Source organism: Sphingomonas oligophenolica (genome assembly GCF_006438955.1).
GTDB classification, from domain to species: domain Bacteria; phylum Pseudomonadota; class Alphaproteobacteria; order Sphingomonadales; family Sphingomonadaceae; genus Sphingomonas; species Sphingomonas oligophenolica_A.
Map to the genome: position 1 here is coordinate 47859 of NZ_RCZK01000005.1, position 13905 is coordinate 61763.

14 protein-coding genes are annotated in these 13905 nt (G+C 68.4%); 6 read left to right on the forward strand and 8 right to left on the reverse strand.

The genetic code is table 11. From position 1 onward, the window contains the following. Positions 1 to 79: 79 nt before the first annotated feature. The 3 genes from ilvN to miaA all read right to left on the reverse strand — a co-directional run bounded on the left by ilvN (position 80) and on the right by miaA (position 3360). Positions 80 to 595 (reverse strand): acetolactate synthase small subunit, encoded by a 516-nt coding sequence (gene ilvN, locus EAH84_RS07620; RefSeq protein ID WP_140870162.1) that lies wholly within the window; start codon positions 593 to 595, stop codon positions 80 to 82. Next, on the reverse strand, positions 595 to 2355 hold the full coding sequence (locus tag EAH84_RS07625) for an acetolactate synthase 3 large subunit (RefSeq protein ID WP_140870165.1): 1761 nt from the start codon (positions 2353 to 2355) through the stop codon (positions 595 to 597). Before EAH84_RS07625 ends, ilvN begins: the two co-directional genes overlap by 1 nt. Before the next feature lie 66 nt (positions 2356 to 2421). Then, the gene (gene miaA / locus EAH84_RS07630) at positions 2422 to 3360 is read right to left on the reverse strand and encodes a tRNA (adenosine(37)-N6)-dimethylallyltransferase MiaA (RefSeq protein ID WP_140870168.1); all 939 of its coding nucleotides are present in this window, start codon (positions 3358 to 3360) and stop codon (positions 2422 to 2424) included. Between miaA and serB the strand changes: the two genes are divergently transcribed. Continuing rightward, on the forward strand, positions 3353 to 4228 hold the full coding sequence (serB, locus tag EAH84_RS07635) for a phosphoserine phosphatase SerB (protein ID WP_140870171.1): 876 nt from the start codon (positions 3353 to 3355) through the stop codon (positions 4226 to 4228). The two genes, miaA and serB, sit on opposite strands and share 8 nt — an antisense overlap. A 30-nt stretch (positions 4229 to 4258) precedes the next feature. Here serB and EAH84_RS07640 read toward each other — a convergent pair whose 3' ends face one another. Then, positions 4259 to 5221: an SPOR domain-containing protein gene (locus EAH84_RS07640; protein WP_140870174.1), complete on the reverse strand. Its 963-nt coding sequence runs from the start codon at positions 5219 to 5221 to the stop codon at positions 4259 to 4261. Positions 5222 to 5380: 159 nt separating this feature from the next. On the opposite strand from EAH84_RS07640, the gene EAH84_RS07645 reads away from it, so the two are divergent. The 3 genes from EAH84_RS07645 to EAH84_RS07655 are packed head-to-tail and all read left to right on the forward strand — an operon-like array spanning position 5381 to position 8038. Further along, complete coding sequence (locus EAH84_RS07645) at positions 5381 to 6097, forward strand: ParA family protein (RefSeq protein ID WP_140870177.1); 717 nt, start codon at positions 5381 to 5383, stop codon at positions 6095 to 6097. Position 6098: 1 nt separating this feature from the next. Next, positions 6099 to 6695, forward strand: coding sequence for a hypothetical protein (locus tag EAH84_RS07650; protein WP_140870180.1), 597 nt, complete (start codon positions 6099 to 6101; stop codon positions 6693 to 6695). 17 nt (positions 6696 to 6712) lie between these two features. Beyond that, complete coding sequence (locus tag EAH84_RS07655) at positions 6713 to 8038, forward strand: SPOR domain-containing protein (RefSeq protein ID WP_140870183.1); 1326 nt, start codon at positions 6713 to 6715, stop codon at positions 8036 to 8038. Positions 8039 to 8178: 140 nt separating this feature from the next. On the opposite strand, the gene EAH84_RS07660 is transcribed toward EAH84_RS07655, so the two are convergent. The 4 genes from EAH84_RS07660 to EAH84_RS07675 are packed head-to-tail and all read right to left on the reverse strand — an operon-like array spanning position 8179 to position 11976. Continuing rightward, positions 8179 to 9387: a dihydroorotase gene (locus EAH84_RS07660; protein WP_140870186.1), complete on the reverse strand. Its 1209-nt coding sequence runs from the start codon at positions 9385 to 9387 to the stop codon at positions 8179 to 8181. Then, entirely contained in the window at positions 9384 to 10367 is a 984-nt protein-coding gene (locus EAH84_RS07665) for an aspartate carbamoyltransferase catalytic subunit (protein WP_140870189.1), read from the reverse strand. Before EAH84_RS07665 ends, EAH84_RS07660 begins: the two co-directional genes overlap by 4 nt. Positions 10368 to 10408: 41 nt before the next feature. Beyond that, a complete protein-coding gene (ruvX, locus tag EAH84_RS07670; RefSeq protein WP_140870192.1) occupies positions 10409 to 10867 on the reverse strand; it encodes a Holliday junction resolvase RuvX in 459 nt (152 codons plus the stop codon). Further along, positions 10864 to 11976, reverse strand: a complete 1113-nt coding sequence (locus tag EAH84_RS07675; RefSeq protein WP_140870195.1) for a DUF3089 domain-containing protein — start codon at positions 11974 to 11976, stop codon at positions 10864 to 10866. The genes ruvX and EAH84_RS07675 overlap by 4 nt, the downstream gene beginning before the upstream one ends. A gap of 141 nt (positions 11977 to 12117) precedes the next feature. Here EAH84_RS07675 and gatC point away from each other — a divergent pair, with 141 nt between their 5' ends. Continuing rightward, entirely contained in the window at positions 12118 to 12420 is a 303-nt protein-coding gene (gatC, locus tag EAH84_RS07680) for an Asp-tRNA(Asn)/Glu-tRNA(Gln) amidotransferase subunit GatC (protein WP_140870198.1), read from the forward strand. Further along, positions 12420 to 13904, forward strand: a complete 1485-nt coding sequence (gene gatA, locus EAH84_RS07685; protein ID WP_140870201.1) for an Asp-tRNA(Asn)/Glu-tRNA(Gln) amidotransferase subunit GatA — start codon at positions 12420 to 12422, stop codon at positions 13902 to 13904. Before gatC ends, gatA begins: the two co-directional genes overlap by 1 nt. Position 13905 lies beyond the last annotated feature (1 nt).

The following is a 13905-nucleotide window of genomic DNA, read 5'->3' on the forward strand; positions in this document are numbered from 1 at the left end:
TCTCTCCCCCGGAACGGACGCCCAGGAGGCACGATGGACCCCGGAACAAGTCCGGGGTGAGGGTGATGGTGGTGTAACGTTAAGCCGCTTCTTTCCCCCGCGCGATCGCGGCGATGCCGGTGCGCGCGACTTCGACGAGGCCGACTTCGCGCATCAGTTCGAGAAACTTGTCGATCTTGTCGACCCCGCCGGTCACCTCGAACACGAAGCTCGACGTGGTCGCGTCGACGACGCGGGCGCGATAGACCTCGGCGAGGCGGAGCGCCTCGATCCGCTTGTCGCCGGTGCCCGCGACCTTCACGAGCGCCAGTTCGCGTTCGACGTGCGCGCCCGCGACGGTGAGGTCGGTAACGGTGTGGACGGGTATCAGCCGTTCGAGTTGGGCGATGATCTGCTCCATCACCGGCGGCGAGGCACTGGTGACGATCGTGATCCGGCTGACCGCCTTGTCCTCGGTGATCTCGCTGACGGTCAGGCTCTCGATGTTATAGCCGCGCGCGGTGAACAGCCCCGCGATCCGTGCGAGGATACCCGGTTCGTTGTCGACGACGACCGCGAGCGTGTGGCGCTCGGCGGGTTGCTGGGTGATGTGCATCACACCAGCGCCTTGGCTTCGTCGTCCATCTCGCCCGAGACTTCGTTCGCCTGGAGGATCATATCGGTGTGGGCGGCGCCCGAGGGGATCATCGGGAAGCAGTTCGCGAGTTTGGCAACGCGGCAATCGACGATCACCGGGCCGTCATGATCGAGCATCGCCTGGATGCTGTCGTCGAGATCGGCGAGCGCATCGATGCGGATACCCTTCCAGCCATAGGCTTCGCCGAGCTTCACGAAGTCCGGCAGGCTCTCGCTGTAACTCTCGGAATAGCGGCTCGAATAGGTCAGTTCCTGCCACTGGCGGACCATGCCCATATATTCGTTGTTGAGGATGAATATCTTGACCGGCAACCGGTATTGCATCGCGGTCGCCAACTCCTGGATGTTCATCTGGATCGACGCCTCGCCCGCGATGTCGATGACGAGCGCGGTCGGGTTGCCCAATTGCGCGCCGATCGCGGCGGGAAGACCATAGCCCATCGTGCCGAGGCCGCCGCTGGTCAGCCATTTGTTGGGTGCTTCGAAGCCGAAATGCTGCGCGGCCCACATCTGGTGCTGGCCGACTTCGGTCGTGATGATCGGGCTGCGCTTGTGCGTGGCTTCCCATAGCGCGCGGACCGCGCGCTGCGGCATGATCTCCCCCTTATTTCCATTGGGGCTCGTTTCGGGGAAGTCGAGGCTCTTGACCGCGCGCCAGCCCGCGATCCGGCGCTGCCAGTCGGCGGTGTCGGGTTTGGGGTGCTGGCGTGACTTCCAGATGCGGACCATGTCCTCCAAAGCGTGGCCCGCATCGGCGATGATCGCGAGATCGACGCGGACGTTCTTGTTCACGCTCGACCGGTCGATATCGATGTGGACCTTGCGGCTGTTCGGGCTGAACGCGTCGAGGCGGCCCGTCACGCGGTCATCGAAGCGGCTGCCGATCGCGACGACCAGATCGGCCTGGTTCATCGCCATATTGGCTTCGTAGGTGCCGTGCATCCCGAGCATACCGAGCCATTGGTCGCCGCTCGCGGGGTAAGCGCCGAGGCCCATCAACGTCGAGGTCACGGGCGCGCCGGTGATCTTCGCGAGCTCGCGCAGCAATTGCGACGCGCCGGGACCGGAATTGATGATCCCGCCGCCGGTGTAGAGCACGGGACGTTCGGCGGCGGCGAGCATGTCGACGAGCTGTTCGATCTGCGCCTTGTCCGCCTTGAGCGCGGGGCGATAGGTCTTGTGCTGGATCGGGCCGGGCCTGGTATATTTCGCGGTCGCGACCTGCACATCCTTGGGGATGTCGACGACGACGGGGCCGGGACGACCCGAGGTGGCGATATGGAACGCCTCGTGGATCACGTCGCCCAATTTGGCGGGATCCTTGACGAGGTAGTTATGCTTCGAGCAATGGCGGGTGATGCCGACGGTGTCGGCCTCCTGGAACGCGTCGGTGCCGATCAGCGCGGTCGGCACCTGCCCGGTGATGACGACCATCGGGATCGAATCCATCAGAGCATCGGTGATCCCTGTCACCGCATTGGTCGCGCCGGGGCCGCTGGTGACGAGAACGACCCCGGGTTTGCCGGTCGAGCGGGCATAGCCCTCCGCGGCGTGGGTCGCGGCCTGTTCGTGGCGGACGAGGATGTGTTTCAGCCGCTTGCTGCGGAACATCGCGTCGTAGATCGGCAGTACCGCGCCGCCGGGATAGCCGAACACGATCTCGACGCCGAGATCGCATAGCGCCTCGACGAGGATATCGGCTCCGCTTTGCTCGGTCACGTCTGGCTTCCTTCGATTAGAGGATGGCGGGCGGCTACACGCCAAGAAACTGCGCGTCAACCCGTGCTAACGTAATTTAGTTACAAAATACGCGCTTATATCATCAGATTCGGTTAGGATCGTCCAGTCCTCGGGTGGTTGATTGCGAAACCAGGTATATTGGCGCTTGGCGTAGCGCCGGGTGTCGAGCGCGATCCGGTCGCGCGCCTTGGCGAGCGTTGTGTCGCCAGCGAGATAGGCGGCGAGCGCGGGAACGCCGATCGCGCGGCGGATCGCGGCGCTAGGAGGGACGTCGTCGCGCGCCAGCAGTGCCGCGACCTCGTCGAGCGCCCCGCCTGCCAGCATCGCGTCGGTGCGCGCGTCGATCCGGTCGAACAGCGGGAAGCGATCGGGCAGCAGGATCGCGGCGGTCAGCGTCACGCTATCACCGATGCCGCCGCTCAGTTTCAGGTGCCAGTCGGCGAGCGCGCGTCCGGTCGAGCGGACGACCTCGAGCGCGCGCGCGACGCGGGTGGTGTCGGCGGCGGCAAGCCGCGCGGCGGCGGGCGGGTCTTCGCGTTTCAGCGCGGCGTGCGCGTCGGCGACGGGCAGCGCGCGGACCGCGGTGCGGATCGCGGGATCGATCGCGGGGACGGGGGCGATGCCGTCGATCAGCGTGCGCAGATACAGGCCGGTGCCGCCGACCAGGATGGGGAGCTGGCCCGCGGCGTGGACGGCGGCGATCGCTGCCTTGGCCTCAGCGGCCCAGCATGCCGCAGAATAGCCGGTCTCGGCGGCGTCGACATCGCCGAACAGGCGGTGCGGGACGCGGGCTTCGTCGGCGGCTGAAGGGCGGGCGGTGAGGATGCGGAGATCGGCATAGACCTGGCTCGCGTCGGCGTTGACGATCACGCCGCCGTGGCGCTCGGCGAGGCGGATCGCGAGCGCGGACTTGCCGCTCGCGGTCGGCCCTGCGATGAGCGCGAGGCCGGGTTTGGCATCGGGTTTGGAGGACGCAGTGTTCACGGCGACGCTGATAGCAGCAACCCTGCGCGACGGGGATATTTCGGCGGCGCGCGATCGGCTGGCCGCGGCGGGGTGCGCGCCGGGCGGATCGAGGTGGATCGACACGGGCGTTGCGGCGGATATCGCGTTCGCGGTCGATCCGGCGGCGGCGCGGCGCGTGCTGGAGGGCGCACTGCCCGCCACCGACGTCATCGTCCAGCCGCGCGACGGTCGCCGCAAGGCACTGCTGATCGCGGACATGGATTCGACGATGATCACGGTCGAATGTATCGACGAACTCGCGGATTATGCGGGGATCAAGCCGCAGATCACCGCGATCACCGCGGCGGCGATGCGCGGCGAGCTCGATTTCGAGGCGGCGCTCGACGCGCGGGTCGCGTTGCTGGCCGGGCTCGACGAGGCGGTGATCGAACGCTGCCTTGCCGAGCGCGTGACGATCATGCCGGGCGCGAAGGCGCTGGTCGGTACGATGCGCGCGAACGGAGGCTATGCCGCGCTAGTGTCGGGCGGGTTCACCCGCTTCGCCGATCCGGTGGCGGCGGACATCGGGTTCGATCGCGCCATCGCGAACCGGCTGCTGGTCGAGGGGGGCACGCTGACCGGGATGGTCGCGAAACCGATCGTCGGCGCCGATGCCAAGCTGGCGACGTTCCGCGCGGCGATGGCGGCGCGCGGGATCGACTCGTCGGCGACGCTGGCGGTGGGCGATGGCGCGAATGACCTCAAGATGATCGCTGCGGCGGGGCTGGGCGTCGCGTATCACGCCAAGCCGATCGTCGCGGCGGCGGCGGGGGCGCGGATCGATCACGGCGACCTGTCGGTGTTGCTCTACGCGCAGGGGTACGCGCGGCGCGAGTGGGTGGACTAACTCAACCCGCCCGCCTTCGCAGGCACCCGCTTACGGCGCCACCACGACGCAGCTGACGCCGCTGGCCGAGCAGGCGCGCTGTGCTTCGGCCTTGGAGGCGAAACCACCGGCCTGCAACCGCACGATCTTGCCCGCCCGGACATAATAGGGCTGCGCGCCGCGGAGTTTGCCGCCTACCTGCGACCATCGGGTTTCGGCATTGCCCTGGCTGCTGAACGCGCCGAGCTGGACCCGCCACGAGCCGCGGGTGCGGGCGGGTGGCGTCGGTTCCGGCGTCGGCGCGCGAACGACCGCGGGGCCCGAGGTGCGGGGCAGCCGTTCGGGCGCGGGCACGCGCGCCGGTCGCGACGGGGGCAAGGGAGTCGTCGCGACGGCGTGCGGCGTCTTTGCCGCGCTGTCGCGCGTTGGGGGCGACACGATCAACGGCTTCGCCTGCGCCGCCATCTGCTGCGCCATTGCGATCCCCTGTTGGCGATCCTGCGCCGAGATATACTGGTCCATCTGCGCGAGCGTTTCGGAGGCCGAGGTCATGCCCTGCTGCGAGGCGCGGGTCATCAGTGCATAGGCGCGCGGATAATCGCGCGGCACCCCGTCGCCGTTGAAGAGCATCGTCCCGAGCACGAGCTGGGCGCGGGGTTCGCCGCGCGCGATTGACTTGTCGAGCCATGGCACCGCGTCGGCCTTCTTGCCCGCGGTAAACAGCGCGAGGCCGTAATTGTCTTCGGCCTGGAGATGTCCTTGCAGCGCCGCCTTGCGGAACCAGCTTTCGGCGAGCCCGGGATCGACCGGCACGCCGCGGCCGAGCTTATAAGCCTGGCCGAGGTTATATTGCGCATCGGCATCTCCCGCCAGCGCGGGGCCGCGCCACTGATCGACCGCCGCCCGGTAATCGCCGCGGGTCCAAGCATCGACCCCGGTCTTCACATTCTGCGCTGCGGCGGGTGCCGCTACCAGCACCGCCACCACCGTCGCCAGTCGAAACAGGTTACGCATCATCATACCCCATAGCATTGCCCGGTCCTGCGCGACCCGATGCCAGCAGGCGCGTGACCGCCAGCTTAACGGAACCCGGCGCAGCACGCGACCACGTTAACCGGTTCTTAGCCTTGAGCATGGCAATCCCTGTCGCGAACAGAGGAGTGTCGGGGACCTATGCGCGTATTAGCGTTGGCATCGCAGAAGGGCGGTTCGGGCAAGACCACCTTGTCCGGGCACCTCGCCGTGCAGGCACAGCGGGCGGGGCATGGCCCTGTCGTGCTGATCGACATCGATCCCCAGGGCAGCTTGGCCGATTGGTGGAACGAGCGCACCGACGATTATCCCGCATTCGGCCAGACCACGGTCGCGCGGCTCGCCGCCGATCTGGAAGTGCTGCGTCAGCAGGGGTTCAAGCTCGCGGTGATCGATACCCCGCCCGCGATCACGATGGCGATCCAGAGCGTGATCAACGTCGCCGAACTGATCGTGGTGCCGACCCGCCCCAGCCCGCACGATCTGCGCGCGGTGGGCGCGACAGTCGACCTGTGCGAACGCGCGGGCAAGCCGCTGATCTTCGTCGTCAACGCCGCGACGCCCAAGGCGCGGATCACCAGCGATGCCGCGGTCGCGCTGTCGCAGCACGGCACCGTCGCGCCGATCACGCTGCACCAGCGGACCGATTTCGCGGCGTCGATGATCGACGGCCGCACCGTGATGGAATGCGACGCCAACAGCAAATCCGCCCGCGAGGTGGTGGCGCTGTGGGAGTATATCGCCGACCGACTCGAAAAGAATTTCCGCCGCACCGTGTTCAGCGTGCCGACCGCGGTACCCGGCTTCGGCGCGCGTCCCGCGGGCGGCGGCTTCGGTCGTCGCGTGGTGGGAGGCTGACATGACCCCCAACGCCAAACCATTCGCATCGCTGTCGTCGGGCCTGCTCGCCAGCAAGGGCCATGCGCGCCCCGCGATGCGCAGCCAGGGCTTCGGCGGCTTCGGTGGGGTCAACCAGGGCCTCGACGACCTCGGCTGGAACGACATGGGGCAGAACGACGCGCTCCCGCTCGACACGCCATCGATTGCGCCGACCCGCGTCGACCTGCCGCGCGCCGAACCGGCCCGCAGCCCTGAACCGGTCCGCAGTCCTGAGCCGACCAACAATCATGTCGTCGAAGCTGCGTTGCCGGTGCCGCCGGTGCTCGTCGAGCGCGAGGCGCTGAAGGCGACGATCGAGGCACCGTCGGTCGAACGCAGCGTTTCGGTTCCGACCGCGACGCGGTTGCGCAAGGAAACCGAGCATCAGGCGAAGGCCGCGTTCACGCTGCGCGTCGATGCGACGCGTCACCTCAAGCTGCGGCTCGCGAGCGCGCTGACCAACCGGTCGGCGCAGGATCTGGTGACGCAGGCGCTCGATGCGCTGATCGATTCCGTACCCGAAGTCGCGACGCTGGTCGCGCAACTGCCCAAGGCCACACCGGGCCGTACACGGTGACGAGGGGGAGACATCCGATGAAGACACGCATGACCGTATCGCTGGGGCTGTCCGCCCTGATCGTTGGCGGCACGATGGTGGGCTGTACCGCCGGGGGCGGGCAGGGCATCGCCTCGGCGAGTGATCGCAGCGTGGCGGTTGCCGACCAGCAAGCCGCGGTGAATGCGGCCAAGGCCGACAAGGCGCTCGGCAAGCACGATGCCGCCGACGCGGTTCGCTACGCCGAGGCCGCGGTCCAGCTCAGCCCGCGCGATGCGGGGTATCGGATGATCCTGGCACAAAGCTACCTTCAAGCCGGACGCTTCGTGTCGGCACGCCAGGCCTATTCGGACGTGCTCGAGCTGGTGCCCGACGATCACGCGGTGGTCGGCAAGGCGGCGCTGAACCTGGCGCTGGCCGAAACCGCCGCGGGCGACTGGGCGACCGCCCGCAAGACGCTCGACGATCACGCGACCGACATTCCGGTCGGCGACCTCGGCCTGGCGCTGGCGCTGGCGGGTAACCCCGCGGGCGGGGTCGCGATCCTGACCCAGGCGGCGCGGTCCGATCAGTCCGATGCCAAGCTGCGGCAGAATCTGGCGCTGAGCTTCGCGCTCGCGGGGAATTGGAACGCCGCGCGGGTTACTGCCGCGGTCGATATGTCGCCTGCGGATGTCGATGCCCGACTGGCGCAATGGGCGACCTTCGCGCAGCCGCAGCGCGCGTCCGATCAGGTCGCCTCGCTGCTCCGGGTGACGCCGGTGGCGGATCAGGGGCAGCCGATGGCGCTGGCGCTCAACGCGTCGGTGCCGATGGGGGTCGCGGTCGCGCCGGTCGCGGTGGCCGAGGTGTCCCAGCCGGAACCGGCCGCTGCGCCCGAGATGGTCGCGGCGGTGGCGCCGGTGAGCGCGCCGACGAGCGTGGTGTTCGGTCCGTCGCATGAAGTCGTCCAGGCGCTGCCGGTGCGGCTGATCCGCGCCGATGCCCGCGCGACCAAGGTCGCGGTCGCCGCCGTCAAGGTCGCGACCCCCGTGGCGGTGGTTGCGCCCAAAACCGAATGGGCGAAGGGCGAATGGTTCGTCCAGTTCGGGGCTTATGACAACGCGGCGGTGGCGCACGACGGATGGGGGCGGATCCAGCGGCGCTACGCCGCGCTCGGCGATCTTAATCCGACGGGGATGAATTTCACGTCGAAGGCGGGGTCGTTCTATCGGCTGTCGGTCGGCGGGTTCGCACGCGCCGATGCGGATCGGCTGTGTCGGATGGTGCGTGCCAAGGGCGGCAACTGCTTCGTCCGCAAGGATGCGGGCGACAGGATCGCGCAATGGCTGGCGCCGAAGAACACGCAGGTCGCGTCGCGCTAACGCGCGATGGCATTACCTAATTCCGTTCGTGCTGAGCTTGTCGAAGCACGGTGAGACTCATGCCCTTCGATCCGGCCCCGTGAAAGTAATACTTTCATGGGAACCCGAGAGGCTCAGGGCGAACGGTCGTGCGCTAGCGGCTAGGCCGCGCGGATTTCGCGGCCGCCCTTCCATAGCCTGAGCACGCGGCCTTCGACGGGAAGGCCGTCGAACGGCGTGTTGCCCGCGGCGGCGAACCGCTCGCCGTCGATTCGCCACGGCGCGGCGGAATCGAACAGCAGCAAGTCGGCGGGCATCCCGGTGCGCAGCGTTCCCGATTCGAGGCCGAGCACGCTAGCCGGATTACGCGCCAGCAGCGCGAACAGGCGGTCGAGCGACACCTGGCCGTCGCGCACCAGCATCAGCGACAGCGCGAGCAGCGTTTCCGCGCCCGCCATCCCCGGCGACGAGTCGGCAAAGGGGAGGCGTTTTTCCTCCGGCCCGCGCGGATCGTGCCCCGAGGCGATGACGTCGATCGTGCCGTCGGCGATCGCGGCGATCGCGGCCCGGCGATCCGATTCGGCGCGCAACGGCGGCGACAGATGCGCGAAGGTGCGGAAATCGCTCATCGCGATGTCGGAGAGGTGGAGGTGCGCGGGCGTGATCCCGCAGGTGACGCGGACGCCGCGGCGCTTGGCGGCGCGGACGAGATCCAACCCGGCTTTGGTCGTGACCTGGCGGATGTGGAGCCGCGCGTCAGCGGCCTCGGCAAGCATCAGGTCGCGTGCGATCGCGAGTGCCTCGGCGGTCGCGGGCGCGCTGGGGAGGCCGAGCCGGGTCGCGGTCTCGCCGTCGGTCGCGACCGCGCCCGCGGTCATGCCGCCATCCTCGGCATGGGTCACGACCGCGATGTCGAGGTCGTGGGCATAGGCGAGGACGCGCGCCATCACCCCCGAATCGGCGATCCAGTGCCGCCCGGTGCCGACCGCCTTCGCGCCCGCCGAACAGCAGATCGCCATTTCGGCGAGATCGCGCCCGTCGAGCCCGCGGGTCGCGGCGGCGATCGGATGGATCCACAGGTCGGGCTTGCCCATCAGCGCGACACGCTGGACGATGCCGGGGTCGTCGAGGACGGGCACGCCGTCGGGCATCAGCGCGACGCGGACGATCCCGCCCGCGCGACACGCGGCGGCGTCGACGGTCGCGACGCCGAAGTCGATGATGCCGGGGGCGAGCGTCTTGCCGCGGCAGTCGATCGTATCCGCATCATCGAGCGAATCGACGATGACGCCGTCGTCGACGAACAGGTCGCCGTCGCGTACCCCGGTGTCGGGGCAGACGATGCGCGCGTTGGTGAAGCGCAGTTTCATGCCCAGCCTTCGACGCGGCGCGCGCGGCGGGTCAGCACATCGAGGCACGCCATCCGCACCGCGACCCCCATTTCGACCTGTTCGGTGATCGCGGATTGCGCGCCGTCGGCGACGGCCGAATCGATCTCGACCCCGCGGTTCATCGGGCCGGGATGCATCACCAGCGCGTCGGGCAGTCGCGCGAGCCGATCGGCGGTCAGCCCGTAGCGCAGCCGGAATTCGCGGCTCGAGGGGATGTAGCCGCCGGTCATCCGTTCGTTCTGGACGCGCAGCATCATGACGACGTCCGCACCGACCAGCGCGCGGTCGAAATCGGTGAAGGGGGTGACGCCCATCCGCTCGACCTCTGCGGGCATCAGCGTCGAGGGCGCGCAGACGCGGACCTCGGCGGCGAGCGCGGTGAGCGCCAGGATGTTCGAGCGCGCGACGCGGCTGTGGAGCAGGTCGCCGCAGATCACGACGCGTTGCCCCGCGACCGACCCGCGGCGGCGGCGGATCGTCAGCGCGTCGAGCAGTGCCTGGGTCGGATGTTCGTGGCGCCCGTCGCCCGCGTTCAGCACCGCGCAATCGACCTTGTCCGCGATCAGCCGCACCGCTCCGCTCGCCATGTGGCGGATGACGATGATGTCGGCGCGCATCGCGTTGAGCACCTGCGCGGTGTCGATCAGCGTTTCGCCCTTCTTTACCGAACTCTGCGCGGCGTGCATGTTGACGACGTCGGCGCCGAGGCGTTTGCCCGCGATCTCGAAACTCAGCAACGTGCGGGTCGAATTTTCGAAGAAAGCGTTGATCTGGGTCAGGCCATCAAGCCGCTTGTCAGGGGTGGCGTGCGCGCGATTGGCATCGACCCAGCGTTCGGCCTCGTCGAGCAGGAACATGATCTCATGCGGCTGGAGGCCGTCGATTCCGGTGAGATGCCGGTGCGGAAAAACCGCGCCGCCATCGATGAGGGCCGCGGGACGATGATCGGAGGCTGGCATTAAAGCCGCTGGTTAGTGCGGCGCAGGGCAGGGGGCAAGCGTCAGACGCCGACCAGCGCGTCGATCGCGGCCTGGAGGATGTGGGCGGCGGCGAGGTTGTCGATCCGTGTCGCGCGCTTGGCGCGGCTCATGTCCTGTTCGATCATCGTGCGTTCGACCGCGACGGTCGACCAGCGTTCGTCCCACAGGAGGATCGCGCCAAGATCCTCGATATTCCTGGCGAAGGCGCGGGTCGACTGGCTGCGCGGGCTTTCGCTGCCATCGAGATTGAGAGGCAGGCCGAGGACGATGCCCGCGACCTGCTGGCGCGCGATCAAGGCGGCGAGCGCGGTCTTGTCCTGCTGAAATTTGGTACGGCGGATGAGGTCGGCGGGGCTCGCGAAGCTCCACCCCGCATCGCACAGCGCGGTGCCGATCGTCTTGGTGCCGAGATCGAGCCCGATCAATCGCCCTGCGTTCGGGAGGGCAGCGCGGAACACGGCGCGGTCGGCGGTGATCATCGCGCGGTGAACGCGGCCAGCCGCCGCGCGGCATCGGTGCGGACATTGGCCCAGAACAGGCTGTAATCGTAGACGTGGTAGTTGTTGCCGGGCAGCACATAGGCACCGACGTCAGGGGGATCGCCGATCAGCAGAAAACCGCGGGGGCCGCAGGTCGCCGGGACCTGACCCGGGCGGATGTCGGCGGTCGCGAGGTCCTTGGCGGGGAACAGCGTGCCGAGATTGGCGGTCGCGGGCGCGGCGGCATCGGCGGTTCCGGTCAGCGGGTTGGTGCAGACCATCGGGGCGTCGCGGCGCGGCTGGCCATCGAACCCGGTCGACGCATCATATTTGTCGAGGATCAGCGACGGGTCGGCGGGCGTCGCGAAGCTCTGCCACGACAGGATGCAACCCGCCTGATCGGCGGCGGTGCATTCGGGCAGGCCGAGCGCGGGCAGATCGGTGCGGCGCGAGATCGGCCAGCCGACCACATACGCCGCGACGATGCGTTTTCTGAGCGCGGTGTCGGTCGCGATGCGGTCGCGGAGCAGGCGGATCAGGTGGATGCTGCCCTGGCTATGCCCGGCGAGGATGATCGGGCGTGTCGGGCCGACCTGGCGCAGGAAGGCATCGAACGCGGCGGCGACGTCGCGATACGCCAGCGCGAGCGCCCGGTCGGCGTCGGCCGCGCTGGTCAGGAACGCGCCGAACGTCGCCTGGCGATAGCGCGGTGCCCAGATATCCCCCGACGCGTTGAACGCGCTCGCCTGCGCACGCAGGAACAACGCGGCGCGGTCGTTCGCCTCGACATCGTCGAGCGGCGCGTTCCAGTGCGCGCGGTTGAGGTAGGAGGTGGGGTGGATGAAGAAGATCGCGGCGCCCGTCCCGCGGTGGCCGCGATGATAGCCCGCCGGGGTCCATCGCGCCGGATCGGTCGCCAGCTCGGGGCGCGCGAGCCACATCTTTGGGTCGTCATACGCCTTGCTCGCGAGCGACGGCTGCGCCTGGAACGCCTCGCCCGGGGTCATCGCGATCCGCATCATGTCGACGCCCCAGATCCGATAGGCGAACATCCCGGCGATCGCGAGCACGACAAGTGCCGCCATGACATAAAGGAATTTGCGCGCCACTCGATCATCCTTCGTCGCGTCAGGGGGCCTGCACCGGCAGGCGCGCTGCCCGTGCCGCACGGCTGCAGCGAATGCAATCGTGCGGCATGGTGGCACCAAAGCCGTTGCGCGGGCGGAGCGCGCGGTGCTAGCCGCTCCGCCATGTCCGTAGACACCACCACCGTAAAGAAGATCGCGAGCTTGGCCCGGATCGCGATCACCGATGAGGACGCCGCGCGGATCGCGCCCGAACTCGACAACATCCTCGGCTGGATCGAGCAACTGGGCGAGGTCGACACCAGCGGGGTCGAGCCGATGACAGCGGTGATCCCCAACACGCTGCGGCTCCGCGACGATGTGGTCGACGCCGACCCGCTGACCGGCGGCGGCAAGCGCGACCAACTCATGTCCAACGCGCCGCAAGGCGAGCACGGGTTCTTTACCGTGCCCAAGGTGATCGAATGATGACCGACCTGACTGACCTCGGCATCGCCGCGATCCGCGACGGCGTGCGAGCGGGAAGCTTTTCCGCGGTGGAAGTGGCTGACGCGTTCGTCGTCAAGGTCGCGCGCGCCAAGGCGCTCAATGCGTTTCTGGTCGAGACCCCGAATCACGCGCTCGCCGCGGCCAAGGACGCCGACGCGGCGCGCGCGGCGGGCGAGGTGCTGAAGCCGCTCGCGGGCGTGCCGATCGGAATGAAGGACCTGTTCTGCACCGCGGGCGTGCCGACCACCGCGGGGAGCGATATCCTGGCGGGCTTTACCCCGACCTACGACAGCACGATCAGCCAGAATCTGTGGGATGCGGGCGCGGGGATGCTCGGCAAGCTCAACATGGACCAGTTTGCGATGGGATCGTCGAACGAGACCAGCGCGTTCGGCAATGTGATCTCGCCGTGGCGGCGCAGCGGCGGCAGCAACGCCGACCTCGCGCCGGGCGGGTCGTCGGGGGGCAGCGCAGTGGCGGTCTCGGCGCGGCTGTGTCCGGGCGCTACCGGCACCGACACCGGCGGGTCGATCCGCCAGCCCGCCGCGTTCACCGGGATCAGCGGGATCAAGCCGACCTATGGCCGCTGTTCGCGCTGGGGGACGATCGCGTTCGCGTCGAGCCTCGACCAGGCGGGACCGATGGCGCGCGACGTGCGCGATTGCGCGATCATGCTCGCGGCGATGGCCGGGTTCGATGCGAAGGATGCAACCTCGCTGAAGCTCGACGTCCCGAAATGGGAACATGGCCTGTCGAGCAATCTCAATGGCCTGCGGGTCGGTATTCCCAAAGAATATCGGATCGATGGCACGCCCGAGGAGATCGACGCGTTGTGGCAGCGCGGGATCGACTGGCTACGCGATGCGGGGGCCGAGATCGTCGACGTGTCGTTGCCGCACACCAAATATGCGCTGCCCGCCTATTATATCATCGCGCCCGCCGAAGCCTCGTCGAACCTCGCACGGTACGACGGCGTCCGGTACGGGCTGCGCGACCTGCCCGAGGGGGCAGGGTTGCAGGACATGTATGCCGCGACCCGCGCCGACGGCTTCGGCGAAGAGGTCAAGCGGCGGATCATGATCGGCACTTATGTTTTATCTGCAGGGTTTTACGATGCGTATTTCACGCAAGCGTCGAAAATTCGTACGCTGATCGCGCGTGATTTCGAACGCGCGTTTGAGCAATGCGACGTGATCCTGACGCCGACCGCGCCGTCCGCCGCGTTCGCGCTGGGCGAAAAGAGCGACGATCCGCTCGCGATGTACATGAACGACGTGTTCACGGTGCCGTCGAGCCTGGCCGGGCTGCCCGCGATGAGCGTGCCAGGCGGGCTCGACAAACACGGGTTGCCGCTGGGACTGCACCTGATCGGTCGACCGCTCGACGAACAGGGCGTGCTGAATGCGGGGCTGGCGATCGAAGAGCGCGCCGGGTTCGTCGCGCGGCCGGAGGCATGGTGGTAAG